The organism is Corynebacterium hylobatis (genome assembly GCF_003955685.1).
Lineage (GTDB): Bacteria > Actinomycetota > Actinomycetes > Mycobacteriales > Mycobacteriaceae > Corynebacterium > Corynebacterium hylobatis.
In genome coordinates this window covers 85,104-103,553 of record NZ_RXHJ01000015.1, presented here as the reverse complement: position 1 = coordinate 103,553, position 18,450 = coordinate 85,104, and the positions used below count along the sequence as shown (strand labels likewise).

Genomic DNA, 18,450 nt, shown 5'->3' with positions numbered 1-18,450 from the left:
GCTACCGAGCTGCTCCACCCCGCGTCGGGTGATATTCACTTCACCCTGCAGCTCCACAACCTCCCGGCCGCTTTGCTGCAGATGTTGAACTATACCCAGAGCCGGGAGATTCTTGCAAATCTCCCGGCCAACCAGGGTTTAGTTCCCCTCGTTGAGTGACTGGTACTCCTCGACCGCGCGGTCGAGTTCGTCCAGTGCCCGGCCATAATCCTCGAAGGAACCGGAGCGGGCGCCTTCGACGCTGCGCAGTGCCTCGTTGATGCGCTCGATGGCCTCACCCTCGGTGCCGGCGGCGGTGGCCGGCTGGTCCGTGGTGGGCTCCTCCTCGGTCGTCTCCTCGCCTTCGGGCTCAGGCACGGTCGGGGTTTCCGCGCCGGCGATGTCCTGGGCGGCGCGCGGGTCGATGCCGACCTGTGCCAGTGCCTCGGAGATCGTCGGGGCGTAGCCGACGCGGCCCTTATAGGACACCAGGACACGCAGGAGCTTCGGGAAGGCCGATTCCTGGTTCTTGCGCTGCGAGTAGATCGGCTCGGCGTAGAGGATCTCGCCGCCACCCACCGGCAGGGTGAGCAGGTTGCCGTTGTGCAGCTCGTTGGTGCCCTCCCACAGGGTGCGGTCGCGGGCGACCTGGTCGGAGGACATCAGGGCGTCCTGCGCCTGCTTTGGACCCTGGGTCTGGGTGTTCGTGGGCAGGACACGGACGGTGATCCTGCCGTAGGTCTCCGGGTCTGAGCTGACGGCCATGTGTGCGGAGAGGAACTGTCGGTTCAGACCGCGGAACGGGGTGATCAGCTGGAAGCTGGATTCCTCGGTCTCCGGGTCAGCCGCGACGACGTAGTAGGGCGGCTGGTTGAGGGCGTCCCGGCCCTCAGGGGCAGTCGGATCCTCAGAAACGGACCAGAAGGCGTCGTTGGTGAAGAAGACGCCCGGGTCAGAGACGTGGTAGCGGGCGAGCAGGTCACGCTGGACCTTGAACAGATCCTCGGGGTAGCGCAGGTGCTGGCGCAGCTCGTCGGAGATCTCGCTCTCCGGATTCACGGTGTCCGGGAAGATGCCCTGCCAGACCTTGAGCACCGGGTCCTCGGTGTCGAACTCGTAGAGCTCGACGGTGCCGTCGTAGGCGTCGACGGTGGCCTTGACGGAGTTGCGGATGTAGCCGACGTTGTCGGTGATCAGCCGCTGGCTGGTGCCGTCGGGGTTGAGGGCGTCGACGGTGGTCTCGGTCAACGAGGTCTGCTCGGTGTAGGGCAGGGCGTTGAGGGTGGTGTAGCCGTCGACGATCCACTTGACGCGGCCGTCGACGACGGCCGGGTAGGTCTTGGAGTCGGTGGTCAGCCAGGGGGCGACCTTCTCCACGCGGGCACGCGGGTCACGCTCGAAGATGATCCTCGAGTCACCGTGGACGCGGTCGGAGAGGATGAGGTTCATCTCCTGGTAGCGCAGCGCGAAGGCGGCACGGTTGAACATGTTGCCGATGTCGACGCCGCCGGAACCGTCGTAGGTGTAGAAGGAGTTGTCGGTGTCGTACTCGACTGGGTCGGAGCCGTTGTCACCGACGATGGCGTAGTCGGCGCCGTCGGCGGCGTTGGCGATGACCGGGCCGTAGTAGATGCGCGGTTGATCGACCTTGATACCCAGTTCCTCGGCATCCTCGACAGCCTCACGGGCGGCATTGGTCTGCAGGTCGGAGACAGTGAAGACAGGGAAACCACCACGGGTTGAACCGGCGTCCCGGGCCGCCTCATCGACGGTGTTGGCCTGCGCGGCGATGAAGCCGTTGCCGTGCGTGTAGACGGTGTGGCGGTTGATCCAGTCGCGCTGGTTCTCACTCAGGGCGTTCGGGTCGAGTTCACGGGCCGCGACGACGAAGTCGCGCAGCTCACCGTCCACCTCGTAACGGTCGACGGCGAGGGTCTCCGGGAAGCCGTAGAAGTTACGCAGCTGCTGCATCTGGGTGAACGTGGGAGCGAGGACCTCCGGGTCCAGCAGACGGATGTTGGAGATGGTGGCCTCGTCGGCGGCGACCTCGTCGTCGGAGGCACCCTCCGCACCCCAGTTGCGCAGGTAGCTGACCTCCGAGTCAGTCAGACCATAGGCGTGGCGGGTGGCCTCGATGTTGCGGGAGATGTACTCCGATTCCTTGGCCACACGGTTGGGCTGGACGGAGAAACGCTCCATCATCAGCGGCCAGGCCACCCCGATGACGAAGGAGGACAGCAGCATGAGGACGACGGCCAGCGCCGGGATGCGCAGGTCCTTGAGCACGATGGCGGAGAAGAAGGCCACGGCGACGAAGACCGCGATGATCATGAGGATGATCTTGGCGGGCAGGACGGCGTGGATGTCGGTGTAGCTGGCACCGGTGAAGGTGTCCTGGCTGGAGTAGAGCAGGGTGTAGCGGTCCAGGAAGTAGGAGGCGACCTGCAGCAGCATCCACAGGCCACCGGTCACGGCGAGCTGGACACGGGCACCGCGGGAGATGTGTCCCTTGAGCCCCATGGCCTGGTTCCCGATCCGGATGCCGCCCAACAGGTAGTGGCCGATCAGGGCGATGACGAAGGCCACGATCAGGAGCATGGAGAAGGTGTCCACGACCATCCGCAGCATCGGCAGGGTGAAGGCGTAGAAGCCGAGGTCGTTACCGAAGTGGGCGTCGTCGACGCCGAAGGATTCGCCGTTGATGAACATCATCACGGTGCGCCAGGTGCCCTGGCCGATGAAGCCGGCGAAGATGCCCACGACGACGGGGATGCCGATGAGGATGCCTCGGACGGATTTGTCCAGGGCCTGGCGGTACTGATGGACCGGTGAGTTGAGGTCCATGTGTTCGAGACTGTCCGGGCGGTTGCGCCAGGTGAAGAAGCCCGCGAGCCATACGACGAAGCCCGCGACAAGAGCGAACACGAAGAAGAGGGCGATGCGGACGAGCAGCACCTTGGTGAAGACGCCCCGGAAGTCGACTTCACCGAACCAGAGCCAGTCGGTGTAGAAACCGACCGCCAGGGGAGCCAGGATGAACAGCGCGGCGATGATGCCGATGATCCAGCTCAGTACCCTGGGTGGTCTGTTTACGGATGGGGAGGGTTGTGAGAGGCCGGTGGCCAAATCCTGCTCCTAAGCAATGAGGTCTAGTTTTCTGCCGGTGTACTGTCCTTAGCCTAGAGAAGTACACCTCTGCGTTTCCAACGAAGGATTGACCATGACAGTTCCCGAGACCACCCCGCAGGCACTCAACCAGGCGATGCTGGAGGCGGTGGAGTTCGTCCACGCCGAGGGCTGGGATGCCGCCCCGACACTGTTTGCGCTGGTCCCGACGCGACTGCTCGCCGATCAACTGGCCGATCCGGATGAATCCGCGCCGCTGACGCTGGTGGTCCAGGACCTGCCGGAACACATCCTCCCGGGTTCGGAGGAACTCGGTGACTATATGTCGCGCCTGGCCTGGCCCGAGGAGATCGCGGGCGTCGTCCTCGCCCAGGAAATCATGTTCCGGGACGCCGCGCTAGGCGACGCCCCGGCCCGCCCCGCCCGCCTCTTCTCCGGAGTGCTGCGCGTCGAGGACGTCGAACTGACGCTGCTCCAGCTGCGCCCCACCGAGGAGGAGCTGGTCGAGGCCGGCCCGTTCGCCGAGGACAAGATCGAACTGCGCGGCGGCCCGGAAGTCGCCCCCGGGGTGCTCCAGGCACTGCGTTACGGACTTGAGCAGGACCCGGAACACCTCGACTAGACTGTCCTGGACCATCACTTCCAAGGAGCCTGTGCCCCCGTGCGATTCCCACGCCCTGCCCGCCTGACCGCCGCATCCGCAGCGGTTCTGCTCAGCGTCGGCCTGACGGCGTGTACCTCCGGGGACCAGCCGGAGCCGGCCACCAGTTCGCCGGCCCCCTCCCCTACCGTCGTCTCAACGACAACCACCACACCGGTCGAGACATCGGAGGCGACGGAGACCACGGCGACGTCGACAAGCAGGGCGGGGTTGCCCGAGGACGTCGCCGAGGTGCAGGAGATCTTCTCCCCCATCGCCCCGGCGAGCCTGTTCGAGGAGTTCGACTCCTGCAACGCCAGCGGACTGGACAACGCCTGGGAGTGCTCGGGCCGGGAGGTGGGGCAGTTCCAGTTCTTCGAGTCGATGTCAAAGGCGGCGTCGACGACCCAGCTGATCACCGAGCTCCGCAGCTCACGGGTGGTGGAGGACACCGGCCGCAAGGTGGTCGGCTGGTCGACGCTGGGTACCACCGCCGTGATCACCGTCGTGGACAACGACCAAGGTCTGGTCATGCAGCAGATGGTCTCCTCGGACCGGGTGGACCCGGAGGAGAGGATCTACGAACTCGGCCTCGCGGAACCGCCCACGGCGGAGGAGGAACCCGAGGAGACCCCGGACCCCGAGAACTAGGAGCAGGTCTCGACATCGCGGCCGGCCCCGAAGTCGGCCATCGCGGTGATCGCCTCGTCCAAGGTTGCGACCTTCGCCACGACCATGTCGTTGCCACCGCCGAGCCCGCTGACCGCCTCGGCGCAGTTGGGGGCGGGCGCGAGGAAAAGCTCCACCCCGTCAGCGGCGGCGGCCCGGACCTTGTGCTCGATCCCACCGATGGAACCGACGGCGCCTTCCTCGGAGATGGTGCCGGTGCCGGCGACCTTCCGCCCGGCATTGAGCTCGCCCGGCGAGAGCTTGTCGATCACCGCCAGCGAGAAGATCATGCCCGCACTCGGGCCACCGATGTCCTGCAGGTTGAAGTTCACGTCCACCCCGTCGGTCGGCTGCGAGCCCATGAGCACGCCGAGCATGGCCATCTGCTCGTTCTGCGGGTTGGCGCCCAGTTCGATCTCCTCACTGACCTGCTCTCCACTACGCAGCAGCTCCAGGGTGACCGGCGCGCCGGGTTCCTTCGCGCGCACGATCTCCTGCACCTGACCGGGCTGATCCACCGCCTGCCCGTCGACGGCGACGATGACGTCCTCCGCCTCGATGCGCCCCGCGGCGGCGGTGTCGGGCAGCACGTCGACGACCGTGATCTCCACCGGGCGGCCGAGGTGATTCATCGCGGCCACCGTCGCCGCGGCCTCGGAGGAGGTGAAGGCCTGCCGGTTGGCCTGCTCGATCTCCTCCGGGCTCATGTTCGGCGGGAAGACCTGCTCTACGGGGACGAGCGTGTCGTTGGTGGTCAACCATCGGCTGAGCGCCTGGGCGAGGGTCATGTTGGAACGCACTGACACGGTGGTCATGCGCAGCTCACCGGTGGTGTCGTCGACGGGGGCACCGTCGATCTCGACGACCGGAATGCCCTCGACAGCGCCGAGGGTGTCGAACATCGGGCCCGGTCCTTCCGCCGCATAGGGCACGGTCAGAGAGATGTCCGTGCCCGGGATCCGGTCCATGGACACCAGGGCGGTCAGCAGGAGGACGGGGACGGCCCCCCAGGCGAGGGTCCGGATTCGGCGGCTGGCGCGGGTCGGCGTTGCATTCACGGTGAATCAGGGTACCTGTGTTCGCTGTCAGCGTTGCCCACCTCATGGCTTGTGGCGCATGCCGCCCGGTAGATTGGGAGCCATGAATACAGGCGGATTCGGCTTCTCCTTCGGACCAGGCGACGATGACGACGACGACAAGTCACGTCGCGATCAGAATCCCTTCGGCCCGTTCAGCTTCGGCGGGGCGGACGGATCGGGCGGGCTGGGTGACATGCTCAACCAGTTCGGTCAGATGCTCTCCGGCATGGGTTCCTCAATGAATTCCCCCGAGGGCCAGGGGCCCGTGAACTACGCGCTGGCGGAGCGCATCGCCCGTCAGCAGATCGGACAGGTCTCTGCTGTCCGCGCGCAGGACACCTCCGCGGTCGAGGAGGCCGTGCGGCTGGCTGACCTGTGGCTGGACGGGAGCACCGAGCTGCCCACCTCGGGAGGCAGGGTCGTGGCGTGGAACGCCGAGGACTGGCTGGCCGAGACCCTGCCCATGTGGAAGCGTCTGGTCACTCCGGTGGCCGAGCACATGAACGACGCCCAGCTCGCCTCCCTGCCGGAGGAGGCCCGGGAGATGGTCGGCCCGATGATGCAGATGATGAACCAGATGTCGGGCATGAACTTCGGCATGCAGCTGGGTAACGCTCTCGGTGACCTGGCGAAGCAGGCCCTGACCGGTTCCGATTTCGGCCTGCCGGTTGCCCCGACTGACGTCACTGCCCTGCTGCCGACGAACATCACGGCCGCCGGCGGCGAGCTCGATGTCCCCGGCCAGGAGCTGATGGTCTACATCGCCGCCCGCGAATCCGCCCGTCAGCGTCTCTACCACCACGTGCCGTGGCTGGTGGAGCAGCTGGTCTCCTCCGTCGAGGAGTACGCCGCCGGGCTGGTCATCGACACCTCGCACATCGAGGAAGCCACCCGCGAACTCAACCTGGAGTCCGGGGATCCGGCCGCCATACAGGACGCGATGCAGCGCCTGCAGGGCATGGACCTCTCCCCGCGCATCAGCTCCCGCAACGCCCAGGCCGTCTCCCGCCTGGAGACCCTGCTCGCCCTCGTCGAGGGTTGGGTGGAGTACGTGGTCACCCAGGCCATGGGTGAGCGTATCCCCTCCACCGGTGCGATGACCGAGGCGTGGCGACGCCGCCGGGCCACCGGCGGTTCCGCCGAGCAGGCCTTCGCCAAGATCGTCGGCATCGAGCTGGCCGCCCCGAAGGTCGCCGAAGCCGCGGAGCTGTGGCGCCGCGTGGACGTGGCCGTCGGCCAGAAGCGCCGCGACAGCGTATGGGAGCATCCTGACCTGTTGCCTTCCGCCGAGCACCTGGACAACTCCGCCGACTTCATCGACGGTCTCCTCGGCGAGGACGACATGGACGACTTCAACCGGGAGTTCGCCAAGCTCGAGGAGATGCTGCGCGAGCAGGACGACAGCGGCAATGATGATGACAAGGACGACGAGGGTCAGTCACGGGAGTAGGGGGCTCACTGCTTCCCGAAACGCTGATAGGCCTCCAGATAGCCCTTGGCCCGCTCGGCCTTCGGTGCCCGGTCCGCGTATTCCCAGAACTCCGGGCCGTGGCCGGTGATGAAGGTGTGCACCAGTTCGTGCAGGAGCACCGCGTCGAGCACGTAGTCGGGGACGTGCTGCAGCCGGTCAGTGAGACGGATGTCCCCGGTCGAGGGGGTGCAGGAACCCCAGCGGCTCTGCTGGTTGCCCACCCAACGGATCGATCCGACGGTGGCGCGTGAACCGAGGTGTTCGCGGTTCAGTTTTTCGGCCCGGTCCAGCAGGTCCTCGTCCGAGGTGGCCCTTGCCGTCGTTTTCTTCCGCATCCTGGCCACAATGTCTGCTACGGCCTTCTCCTCCTCGGCCCGGCTCATCCGGGCGGGGATGCGCACCACGATCCTCCCGTCCACGACGCGGGCCTGTACGGTGCGGTGGCGGCGGGGGGAGCGGATGACCTCTATCTCGGATGGCATGACACGGGATTCTATCTGTGTTCAACTGTCTGTAGGGGGGATGCACCATGTTCGAGTTGGCGGCCGGCGCGCATGTTTTTCTGCGTGGCCACGACGCCCTGCAGTTCGGTCTGGATGCCACGCGCGCGGGCATCATCGAGACCTCCCGTGCGCCGGTGCTCATGGCCACGCTGCTCTCGGCCCGCCGGCCCCGCCCGCGCGATGAGCTTGTCGACAGCCTCGTCACCGCCGGCCTGGGCCGGGAGGCGGCCGCCAGCCTCCTCGACGACCTCATCACCTACCGCATCCTCGTCGCCTCCGTGGAGCGGGAAGTCATCCTCCTGGGGCGGGGCCTGCTGGCGCAGACGCTCACGGAGCTGCTCGCGGGCAAGGGGATCACGGTCCGCTCCCCCATCCGCGGAGAATCCGAGTTCGCCTACCTCGCGGCCACCCGGGTCGGGGTCCCCGTCGTGGTGGTGGACCGGCTCGCCCACTCGAAGGCAATGGCGCCGATGCTCACCCGTTTCGCCCGGACGTGGGTGAGCTGTTCGGTGATCGACCACCGGGGGGTCATCGGCCCCCTGCGTATCGACGCCCACGGTCCCTGCCCCCTGTGCGCCGACCTGCACCGCACCGACGCGGACGCCTTCTGGCACCGGGTGGTCACCCAGCTCCCCGGTGGTCCTGCCCGCCCCGACCCGGCGGTGCTGGCGGCCACCGCCGCACAGGCCGCGGTCCTCGTCGCGGAGCTGGTGGGTGTTCCTCCCCCACCGGGTCACGCCCCACCTGTGCTCCTGCCCGGCGCGGTGCACACCGTGGACCCCTGGGCCGGGGTGCACCGGGAGACGATGGCGGTGCATCCGCGCTGCCCGGTGTGCTTCACCTACGGCTGAGAATTCACCGGAAGGAGGCCAGGACGCCGAGGAGCTGGGCGCCGTAGCGTTCGACCTTGACGGGGCCGACGCCGGGGACGTCGAGAAGCTCGGCGCGGCTGCCCGGCAGCGTCTCAGCCAGGGCCATGAGGGTCACGTCGGAGAAGACGATGTAGGCGGGCACGCCGGCCTCGCGGGCGGCCTCGGCACGCCAGGCACGCAGCGTCTCGAAGATCTCCTCATCGGCGCCGGAGGGGCAGTCCTCGTGCCTGCCCATGGTCTTCTCGGCGGGAGCGTCCAGTTCCCCGCCGCAGACGCGGCAGCGTTTCGGGCGGACCGTGCGGGCGGGCGCCTTCTCGATCTCCAGCTCCGGAACGATGCCGTCCAGGAAGCGGGTGCGGGTGCGGGATTTTCGGCCGCCCTCCTGCCGGGCCAGGGACCAGGAGAGGTGGAGGTGTTCGCGGGCGCGGGTGATGCCGACGTAGAACAGTCGGCGCTCCTCCTCGATCTGATGGTCACCGGCCTTGATGGCGTGGCTGATGGGCAGGGTGTTCTCCACGAGTCCGATGAGGAATACAGCGTCCCATTCCAGGCCCTTGGCTGCGTGCAGGCTTGCCAGGGTCACGCCTTCCATGGTGGGCGGGTGCTTCGACTCTGCCCGCTGGCGCAGCGCCCGGAGCACGCCCGTGAGGTCGAGGTCCGGGGTGGCGCGGATGAGTTCCTCCACCAGGTCGACCAGGGCAGCCAGTGACTGCCAACGCTCCCTGGCCTGCGCGCCCTCCGGCTCAGTGGGGGTCAGGCCGAAGGGGGCCAGGGCGGCCCGGGTGACGGCGACCGGGTCATCAGGCAGGTCGGTGCGCTGGGCTACACGGACCAGTTCGCTGATGGCCTGGCGGATCTCCGCCCGGTTGAAGAAGCCCTCGCCGCCGCGGACCTGATAGACGATCCCGGCGTCGGCGAGCGCCTGTTCGAAGGCCTGGGACTGGGCGTTGATGCGGTAGAGCACGGCGATCTCACTGGCCGGCACCCCGCGGTCGAGCAGGCTGAGGATCTGGCCGGCGACCTCCCGGGCCTCCGTCGGTTCATCGTCGTAGGCGTTGAAGGTCGGTGCCGGCCCGGGCGGGCGCATACCCTGCAGTTCCAGGCGGGTGCCGGCGACGCGTCCGGTGGCCCGGCCGATGACGGTGTTGGCCAGGTCGGTGATCTGCGGGGTGGAACGGTAGTCGCGCTGCAGCTTGACCACGGTGGCGTTGTCGTAGGTCCGGGGGAAGTCCAGCAGGAAGTCCGGGGTTGCTCCGGTGAAGGAGTAGATCGTCTGGTTGGCGTCGCCGACGACGGTCAGGTCGTCGCGGTCGCCGAGCCAGGCGTCGAGGACCCGCTGCTGCAGCGGGGTGACGTCCTGGTACTCGTCGACGACGAAGGTGCGGTACTGTTCGCGGAACTCATCGGCCACCCCGGGTGCGTTCTCCAGGGCGGCGGCGACGTGGAGGAGCAGGTCGTCGAAGTCGAGCAGCATCCCCTCGTCGGTGGTCTTGGCCGCCTCGTAGCGGCGGTAGACCTCGGCGACCTGCTCCGCCGGCACCGGCGGGGTGCGGGTGGAGTGGGCCACCCGGGCCGGGTACTGGTCCGGGGTGATCAAGGTGGCCTTGGCCCATTCGATCTCCCCGAGCAGGTCGCGGACGTTTTCGGTGGTCGACTGCACACCCACCCCACGGGCGGCGCGGCCGACGAGCGGAAATTTGTTGTCCACCAGCCGCCAGGGCAGGGAGCCGGCGACCTGGGGCCAGAAATAGGCCAGCTGGCGGCGGGCGGCAGCATGGAAGGTGCGGGCCTGCACCCCGCCCACCCCCATGACCCCGAGGCGGTGGCGCATCTCCCCGGCGGCGCGGGCAGTGAAGGTCACGGCCAGCACGCGGTTGGGGCTGACGAAGCCCTGGTCGATGAGGTGCGCGATGCGGTAGGTGATGGTGCGGGTCTTGCCGGTGCCCGCTCCGGCCAGGATGCACACCGGGCCCCGGGGGGCGGTGGCGGCGACGCGCTGGTCATCATCGAGGTCGTTCAGGTCAATCACAGGGCGTTCCTCCATGCCGTGATCATCGCATGCGCGATCGAACCGGGACGGGCCAGGGGTAGCTGATCCAGCTCCCCGCGGGAGACCCAGCGTGTCTCGGCGAGCTCCCCGTCGGTCTCACTGATGGCGTCCTCGTCCTCGGTGACGGAGGTGAAGCCGACCATGAGGGAACCGGTGACCGCCCACGGCTGGCTGCCCCAGTAGGCCACCTGCGAGACCCGGCGGCCGGTCTCCTCCCGTACCTCCCGGACGAAGGCCTCCTCGAGGTTCTCCCCGGGATCGACATAGCCGGCGATGAGGGAGAAGAAGCGTCCGTGCCTGGCGTTGCGGCCCAGCAGGATGCGTTCCTCGCCGGCGAGTTCCACCAGGCCGATGACGGCCGGGTCCACCCGGGGAAAGATCTGCCGGCCCTCCCCGCCGATGGCCACCACCCCGTCCTCGCTGAAGCTCAGGGGGCTGCCGTCCACGGGATCGTAGAGGAGCTGGCCGCGGTGCCGCAGCAGCGCCACAGCCCGGGACACGAGTCGGTCCTCCCCGAAGTGGCGGGGCTCGACGAGTCTTCCGCCGGCAGCCTCCGCCAGGGCGGCAACCACCTCGCGCTCCACGCTCACCGCGGTCAGCTCCGCGCTGACGAGGACTGTGTGCACGGCATCAGGGGCCGGCGGGGTACTGAACAGCAGCAACTCCCCCGCGGCCGTGACGGGCACCTGTCCGCCCGGAGCGATGGGCAGGTAACTCATCACGGGCGCCTCACCTCCTCCCCGGTGACGCGGCGGATATACAACAGCCGGTCGCCCGGTTCAACGGTCTCCGCCTCGGGTGAGTCGATGCGGTAGAGCTCACCGGAACGCACCAGTCCGAGCACGATGTCCGCCAGGTGGCGGGGGTTCGCACCGACCTCATCCTCGGCGATGGGCCGTTCCGCCACGGAGAAACCCTCGTCAGGGCTGAGCAGGTCCTCCATCATCTCCACGACCGTCGGAGTGACCGTCGCCAGGCCGAGCAGACGGCCGGCGGTCTCCGAGGAGATCACCACCGAATCCGCACCCGACTGCTCCAGAAGATGCTGGTTCTCCGATTCCCGGACGCTGGCGACGATCATCGCCGAGGGCGCCAGCTCACGCACCGAGAGAGTGACCAGCACGGCGGTGTCGTCCATGTTGGGGGCGACCACCACGGCGCGCGCCCGGGTGACGCCGGCGATCTTGAGCACGTCCGCCTTGGTGCCGGAACCGTAGACGGTGACCAGGCCCTGGTTCTCGGCCCGGGAGAGCGCTGACTTGTCGGTGTCGACAACCACGATCTGGTTGGGGGACAGCCCGTCGGCCAGCAGGGCCGAGACCGCCGAGCGGCCCTTGGTGCCGTAGCCGATGACGATGGTGTGGTTGCGCACGGTCTTCCTCCAACGCTGGATCTGCAGGGTCTTCCGGGAGTTCTCCGTCAGCACCGACAGGGTCGTGCCGACGAGCAGGATGACGAAGCTGATCCGGATCGGGGTGATGATCACGATGTTGATCAGCCGCGCCGACTGGGTCACCGGGGTGATGTCGCCGTAGCCGGTCGTCGACAACGACACCGCCGAGTAGTAGAAGGCGTCGATGAACGTCAGTTCCTCGCTGTAACCGCCCTTGTCCACGTAGACGATGAAGGCCACGGCGAACAACAGCAGAAAGGCGTAGAGCACCCGGCGCCCGATCAGCGACCAGGGGCTGGCCGCCACCGCTCCGGGGATGTTGATGATCCCCAGCAGCGCATGGTCAGGCAGCAGGCTCAGCTCCGTGTCACCACGGAACCGCTCCCGGATGCGGTTGCGCATGCCTGGCTCCTTCCTGCCGTGACGTACCGCCCTGTCTGGCTTCAGACTCTACTGGCTCGGGGCCGTGGCATGCGTGAGCAGTTCAACGAGTTCATCATGTCCCGGCAGGTCACGCGGCTCAAGCGTCTCGTTCCAGCCGACGTAGTGGAAGGCGGCACGCACAGAGCCCTCCCCGATGATCCGGCTCCACGCCTCGCGGTAGACCGCCAGCTGGATGATCGCAGCGCGGCGGTCCGGTCCGCTCGGGGGCCGGCCGGTCTTCCAGTCGACGATGAGCCAGCCGCCCGGGGTGTCCGGGTCGCGGAAGACCGCGTCCATGCGGCCGCGGACCACGACGTCGCCGATGGTCACCTCGAAGGGCTGCTCCACATGCGCCGGGGTGCGGTCAGCCCACGGGCTCTCCAGGAACTTCTCCTTGAGGTGCTCAAGTTCGTGGGCGTCGACGACCTCCTCGTCGATGCCGGGCAGCTGGTCCTCATCCAGCAGGGCAGTCGCGCCGAAGCGGTCCTCCAGCCACTGGTGGAAGGCGGTTCCGCGCTTGGCGTACTGGTTCGGACGGAAGGGCACGGGGCGGCGCTGGCGGCGGGCGAACTGCTCCGGGTCCTGCCGCAGGGCGACCAGGTCGGTGGCGGTGAGTTCGGCGGGCAGGGCCACCTCCACAACCGGGGCGAGCATCGCCTCGTGTTCCGCGATGAGCGCCGTGATCTCCGCCTCCCAGAACTCATAGGTCTCGCCGGCGCTGGACTCCGGCAGCTGGATCATCGCCTCCCGGACCAGTTCCGCGCCGGCCAGGGCGTCCGGATCAGGGTGCAGGTCCGGGAAGCTGCCTTTCCGGGGTGCCTCCTGCTCCTGCGTCCCGGTGGCCTCAGACTCGTCCTCCCAGGCCACGACCGTATCAGGGGCCAGGTCACGGAGGCGTTCAAGGTGCTCGTAGGGCCGGGCGCTGGTGGACTGGGCGGAGCCGGTCACCAGCAGGACCCGCTCGGTACGCGTGATGGCCACGTAGAACAGCCGGGTGGCCTCTTCGGCCTCGGCGGCGCGGCGGTCGCCGATGTACTCCTCCGCCAGGTCCTGGAATTCTTTCCGGTCATCCGCGGCCAGGGCTCCGAAATCCGGGTCCGGCACCCTGGTGATGTTGCTGAGGAAGGTGGAGGCCTTCGCCGACCAGGTGCCGGAATCGGTGTGCAGGACACAGACCATGTCCCACTCCAGGCCCTTGGCCTTGTGGGAGGTGAGGATCTGCACGCGGTCACCGCGCTGGGTGACCTCGCCCGCTGCCAGCCCCTTCTCGTGGTCTGAGGCAAGGCGGAAGTAGTCGAGCAGCCCGCCCAACGAATCACCGGAGTAGCCGGCGACGTGGCCGGCCAGCCGGTCCAGATGCACGGGGCCGATGTCACTGCGGCGGGCCAGGACCTCGGTGCGCACACCGAAGACCTGCTCGATGTCCGCGAAGAGGTCCGGCAGCGACTTACCCAGGCTGTGGGTACGGAGCCGGCGCAGGCGGGAGGACAACCGCTCCAGGCGACGTACGCCGTCCGGTGAATACCGGGAACGCTCCCCCAGGTCGGCGACGGCGTCCGTGAGCCCGCTGATCTGCTCGGGCGGGTCGGCGGTAAGTTCCGCCAGCTGGGACACCAGCCTTTCGAGGGGTTCCGCGGGGTGCTCGGTGCGCTGCCCGTGGCCGGTGAGGTTGCGGGCGCGGCGGGCCAGGGCAACCAGGTCCGCAAGGCCGAGCCCGACCATCGGACCGGTGAGCACCCGCAGGGCGGCGGTGGTGTCGCCCGGTCGGATGAGCATGGTGGCCACCGCGACGATGTCGGCGACCTCGGGTTCGTTGAGCAGCCCGCTCAACCCCACCACCTCATAGGGGATACCGCGGACGGCCAGGGCCTCCGCGATGGGGCCGGTGTGTTTGTTCTTGCGCACGAGCACCGCCCCGGAGAAGGTCTCCCCCGCCTCCTGCTTCGCGTGGTACTCGGCGGCGAGGCGGTCGGCTACGTAGTTGACCTCGTCGTCCGGATCTCGCCACCAGCCGAGGGTGACGTCACCGGCGGGGGCACCGGGGCGGGGGTCGAGGGGAGCGACGGCCCGGTCGGCACCGTGTCCGAGGACCTCGGTGGATACGGCGTTGGCCAGGGTGAGGATCTCCGGGGGGTTGCGCCAGGAGACGGTCAGCTCGCGTTTGGGGGCCGGGGCGTCGTCGACGGGGAAATCCTCGACGAAGGCGGTGAGGTTGGCGGCGGTAGCGCCGCGCCAGCCGTAGATCGACTGCATGGGGTCACCGACGGCGGTGACGGTCAGGCCGGGGTCCTCGGCCGCGAAGAGACTGCGCAGCAGGACGCGCTGGGCATGGGAGGTGTCCTGGTACTCGTCGAGCATGACCACCCGGAAGCGGCGCCGCTGTCCGGCGCCGACAACAGGGTTGTCGCGGGCGAGTGCCGCGGCGACGGACATCTGCTCGTTGAAGGTGACCACGCCACGGTGATCGAGTTCCTCCCGTAGTGCCTCGACCAGGGGCAGGTACTCCAGGCGGGTCTCCTGGGTGTCCAGCCAGCCCTGGACTATTTTGTTCAGGGCGTCGCTCTGTCGCTTGCCCTTGGGCAGGTCGACGACGGTGTCCACCAGTGCGCGGGACTCGCTGATGATCTCCTCGGCGGTGATCACCTGGTTGTTCATCTCGTCGACCAGGTCGATGAGGTTCTTCGTCACATTCGCCACGGTCTGCGTGGCGGTCAGCTTCCCGCGGTAGTTGGTCACCACCTCGTGGGCAATGGCGTAGCGCTCGGCATCGGTGATGATCCGCGCGGTGGGTTCGACGGGGACAAGCAGGCCGTATTCGCAGATGAGCTGGCCGGCATAGGAGTCGTAGGTCGACACCGCCGGCGACTGATTGACCAGCTTGTCCGCCAGCTGACCGCTGGGGTCGAGGTCGCGGACCTTCGGGGTGCCGGCGAGGGTCTGCAGCCGCTGCCGGATACGACGACCGAGTTCCTGGGCGGCCTTACGGGTGAAGGTCAGGCCGAGAATCTGGTCCGGGGTGGCGTAGCCGTTGGCCATGAGCCACACGACGCGGGAGGCCATGGTCTCGGTTTTGCCGGCGCCGGCGCCGGCGACGACGAGCAGCGGGCCGGGGGCGTCGCCGATGATGGCGGACTGCTGGTCGGTGGGGCCGTGTGCCTGCCCGAGCACCCGGGAGAGCAGGAGGGGTGAGATGTCAGACACGGGTGGTGGCCTTTCCTTCGGGCTGGAGCGGACAGATTGTCCGCACTGCGCAGCGTTCGCAGTTGTCGTTTATGCGTGCGGTCAGCGTCGGGCCGGCCAGCTCGGTGACGAGGCCGGGCAGCTGGGCGGCGAATTCCGCGAGTTCCTCCGGGGAGTGGGCGGTCTGTTCCCGGGTGCTCGCCGTCTTCGTGCTGCTGCCGGGATAGACCAGCACGCCACCACCGACGGGCAGGCCCTCCTCCCCCGGCGCGGGGTCGGTGATCCGGTCACCGTCCAGCACACCGTTGCGCAGGGCGAGCTGGTAGGCGGTGAGCTGGACGTGCCGCTGGGCGGCGTCTTTGCTGGGCACGGTGGTGCCGGTCTTCAGGTCGACAACCCAGTGCTCGCCGGAGGCGTCCTTCTCAAGCCGGTCCATGCGTCCGCGGATGCGCACGCCCTCGGTGACCTGGACATCCAGGTCGAGCTCGACACCGACCTGGGTGTAGGTGCTGCGTGACTGGGCCAGCCACTGGCTGGTGCGGTCGAGCAGGCGCGCCACGGACTCGTGTTCGAGGGCGACCCGCCAGGCGGGGTTGTCCTGCAGCTGTCCCCAGGAGGCCAGGGTCAGGTCTTTCGCCTGCTGCGTGTCGACACCGTTTCCCACCGCCTCCAGGTAGGCGTGGACGAGGGTGCCCCGGGTGAGCGCGGCGGGGGTGTCCTCCTCGGTGATCAGCCGCTGGATGACCTCCTGGAGGGGGCACGCCAGCAGGCCCTCGATGCGGGAGGGCGAGAGGGCGTCGGCCTGCGGCAACTGCTCCATCGTCGACGGCCGGGTGGTGGTCCACCAGTCCTTCGGGTCCGCCCCGGGAACCCCTGCAGCGGCCAGGCGTGCGAGTTGGCGGGCGGCCTGGGTGCGTTCGTCGGCACGCGCGGCCGGGTCGCAGACCACCCGGCGCAGCTCCGCGAGCAGGGAAGGGACCGACAGCAGACGCACGTGCAGGGGTTCGTAGTCTGCGGTTTCGCCGGCCGGGTCCGCGGAGAAACGCTGGATCTCCAGGTCATGGGTGGTGGCGAACTCCCCCACGAAGCGGGAGGGCTCGGTGGGTTCATCGGCGTCCGGACAGTACGCGGCGGTGACCAGCAGCCGGGTGGTGGCGCGGGTGGCGGCGACGTGGAAGAGGCGGCGTTCCTCCTTCAGCCGGTCGGCGGTGTGGGAGACGATGGCGTCGGGGTCGACACCGGCGTCGAGAAGCTCGACGAGCTCCTCCTGGTCGAAGAGTGAACCGGTCTCCCCGAGGGAGGGCCACTCCCCTTCCTGCGCGCCGGCGAGGACGACGTGCCCCCACTGGGCGCCGACGGTGCCGTGGGCGGTGAGCAGGGTGACCGCCTCCGGGGTGGCGGAGCGGCGGTCACGCACACCGGTGGGCAGCTCCTGCTCGGTGATGTGGGCGATGAAGCCGTGGATGGAGCCGGTGGGGCGGCGCTCGGCGTAGTCGCCGGCGGCGTCGAAAAGCGACATCATGGCGTCGAGGTCGCGGTCGGCCTGAGAGCCGCCGGCCCCGCCGCGCAGGGAGGCGGCGAGCAGATGGTCGGACAGGCCCGTGGCGGACCACACCGCCCACAGGACCTCCTCCACGCTGCCACCCGGCAGGGCCGCGCGGCCGGCCCCGAGCACGCCGCAGATGCGGGTGAGGATGGCCTGTTCGCGTTCGGTGAGCAGGCCCCCGAAGTCGGGCATCTCCGCGTCGGGCAGCAGCAGGCCGCGCAGGGTGTCGATGCCGCGGGTGGTGGGGTCGAAACGCCGCAGCCCGCGGATGAGGCGCCGCAGCGTCACCGGGTCGGCGCCGCCCACGGGCCCGAGCAGCAGGTCCTCCAGCTCGGCGGGGTTGAGCTCCTCGGTGAGCGCGCGGATGCCCAGCAGCAGGTTGGAGACGATGCGCTGCTCGGTCAGCACCACATCCGTCGGGCTGATGTGCACAGGTACGCCGGCGGCCAGCAGCGCCCGGCGCACCGCGGCGAGCTGCCCGGTGGAACGGACGATGACGGCGATATCGGACCAGGCCACCCCCTCGAGCAGATGCGCGCGGCGGATCCGGTCGGCGATGAGCGCATTCTGGGTCGGCGGCGAATCGACGACGACCACCTCCCGCTCCGGGTTCCGGCGGGTGGCGGGCAGGACGATCTCGCCGTCGACGGGCAGTCCGGTGAGGAATTTCGGGGAGGCGCCCCGGAAGTGGAAGATCGACTGCTGCGGGTCACCGCCCACCACAACCAGCTCCGTGCCGGGAATGAGCCGGCGGACCAGCTCCGCGGAGGTCGGGTCAAGGTGCTGGGCGTCGTCGACGATGAGGGTGTGCCAGCGGGAGGACAGGGGCTTCTCCAGGGCGGCGGCCACCAGCTCGGAGGCCGAGTAACTGGTGTAGCTGGAGGCTGCCGACAATGCCATGGTCTGTTCATACTCCCGTAGGAAACCCCCGGCGGCGGTCCAGATCGGGCGCCCGTAGCGGTGGCCGAGTTGCTCGAGACGCTCCGGCGACAGTCCGCGTTCGGCGGCGCGCAGGAGGAAGTCACGCAGCTGGCGGGCGAAACCGACGAAGGTGAGCGCCGGGCGGTGTTCGGCCGGCCAGGTGCCGCGGCCCTCCTCCGCATGGCCGGTGAGCAGTTCGCGGATGACGGCATCCTGCTCCGCACCCGTGATCAGGCGGACCGGTTCCTCGGAGGCGTCGCGCAGCAGGGCGAAAGCCAGGGAGTGCACGGAGCGTACGAGCGGGGCCTCGGAGGCGAAGTCCGTGCCCGCCAGTCGGCCGGTGATCTCCCGGCGGATGCGCGCCCCGGTCTCCTTGGATGAGGCGACGACGAGGATGCCCGTGGGGTCCTGGCCGGCGTTGATGCGGGTCAGGACCGTGTCGATGAGCAGGCTGGTCACCCCCGAGCCCGCCGGACCGGTCACCCGCCAGGTGCCGGTGCAGGGCAGGTCCGTCCCCCAGCTGCGCTCGGGCAGGTGCGTGTCACGGGGGACGAGCCGGACCTCGGGGATCGGTGGAAGAGTGGCCGGAGTGATCATG

At 68.7% G+C, this 18,450-nt stretch carries 12 protein-coding genes; 4 read left to right on the top strand and 8 right to left on the bottom strand.

Annotated elements, in window-relative coordinates:
• Positions 1-138: 138 nt before the first annotated feature.
• Complete coding sequence (locus tag EAH68_RS11415; protein WP_126121460.1) at positions 139-3,105, bottom strand: UPF0182 family protein; 2,967 nt, start codon at positions 3,103-3,105, stop codon at positions 139-141.
• A 94-nt stretch (positions 3,106-3,199) separates the two neighbouring features.
• Between EAH68_RS11415 and EAH68_RS11410 the strand changes: the two genes are divergently transcribed.
• Positions 3,200-3,727, top strand: coding sequence for a PPA1309 family protein (locus tag EAH68_RS11410; protein WP_126121459.1), 528 nt, complete (start codon positions 3,200-3,202; stop codon positions 3,725-3,727).
• Positions 3,728-3,766: 39 nt separating this feature from the next.
• Positions 3,767-4,396 (top strand): hypothetical protein, encoded by a 630-nt coding sequence (locus tag EAH68_RS11405; protein WP_126121458.1) that lies wholly within the window; start codon positions 3,767-3,769, stop codon positions 4,394-4,396.
• Here the strand turns inward: EAH68_RS11405 and EAH68_RS11400 are convergent.
• Positions 4,393-5,472 carry a YlbL family protein gene (locus tag EAH68_RS11400; protein WP_241228431.1) on the bottom strand — a complete coding sequence of 360 codons (1,080 nt, stop codon included), beginning with the start codon at positions 5,470-5,472 and terminating at the stop codon, positions 4,393-4,395. The genes EAH68_RS11405 and EAH68_RS11400 overlap by 4 nt on opposite strands.
• 82 nt (positions 5,473-5,554) lie before the next feature.
• On the opposite strand from EAH68_RS11400, the gene EAH68_RS11395 reads away from it, so the two are divergent.
• Positions 5,555-6,943: a zinc-dependent metalloprotease gene (locus EAH68_RS11395; protein WP_126121457.1), complete on the top strand. Its 1,389-nt coding sequence runs from the start codon at positions 5,555-5,557 to the stop codon at positions 6,941-6,943.
• A 5-nt stretch (positions 6,944-6,948) separates the two neighbouring features.
• Here EAH68_RS11395 and EAH68_RS11390 read toward each other — a convergent pair whose 3' ends face one another.
• Positions 6,949-7,446 (bottom strand): M48 metallopeptidase family protein, encoded by a 498-nt coding sequence (locus tag EAH68_RS11390; RefSeq protein WP_126121456.1) that lies wholly within the window; start codon positions 7,444-7,446, stop codon positions 6,949-6,951.
• Between the two features lie 47 nt (positions 7,447-7,493).
• On the opposite strand from EAH68_RS11390, the gene EAH68_RS11385 reads away from it, so the two are divergent.
• The gene (locus EAH68_RS11385) at positions 7,494-8,318 is read left to right on the top strand and encodes a hypothetical protein (RefSeq protein ID WP_126121455.1); all 825 of its coding nucleotides are present in this window, start codon (positions 7,494-7,496) and stop codon (positions 8,316-8,318) included.
• A 4-nt stretch (positions 8,319-8,322) separates the two neighbouring features.
• On the opposite strand, the gene EAH68_RS11380 is transcribed toward EAH68_RS11385, so the two are convergent.
• From EAH68_RS11380 to EAH68_RS11360, 5 genes are read right to left on the bottom strand one after another with little or no spacing between them, the layout of a single operon-like run.
• Positions 8,323-10,368, bottom strand: a complete 2,046-nt coding sequence (locus EAH68_RS11380; RefSeq protein ID WP_126121454.1) for an ATP-dependent DNA helicase UvrD2 — start codon at positions 10,366-10,368, stop codon at positions 8,323-8,325.
• On the bottom strand, positions 10,365-11,108 hold the full coding sequence (locus EAH68_RS11375) for an NAD(+) diphosphatase (RefSeq protein ID WP_126121453.1): 744 nt from the start codon (positions 11,106-11,108) through the stop codon (positions 10,365-10,367). Before EAH68_RS11375 ends, EAH68_RS11380 begins: the two co-directional genes overlap by 4 nt.
• Positions 11,108-12,184, bottom strand: a complete 1,077-nt coding sequence (locus EAH68_RS11370; protein WP_126121452.1) for a potassium channel family protein — start codon at positions 12,182-12,184, stop codon at positions 11,108-11,110. Before EAH68_RS11370 ends, EAH68_RS11375 begins: the two co-directional genes overlap by 1 nt.
• Positions 12,185-12,232: 48 nt before the next feature.
• Positions 12,233-15,406 carry an ATP-dependent helicase gene (locus tag EAH68_RS11365; RefSeq protein ID WP_126121451.1) on the bottom strand — a complete coding sequence of 1,058 codons (3,174 nt, stop codon included), beginning with the start codon at positions 15,404-15,406 and terminating at the stop codon, positions 12,233-12,235.
• Entirely contained in the window at positions 15,399-18,449 is a 3,051-nt protein-coding gene (locus EAH68_RS11360; RefSeq protein WP_126121450.1) for an ATP-dependent DNA helicase, read from the bottom strand. The genes EAH68_RS11365 and EAH68_RS11360 overlap by 8 nt, the downstream gene beginning before the upstream one ends.
• Between the last annotated feature and the right edge of the window lies 1 nt (position 18,450).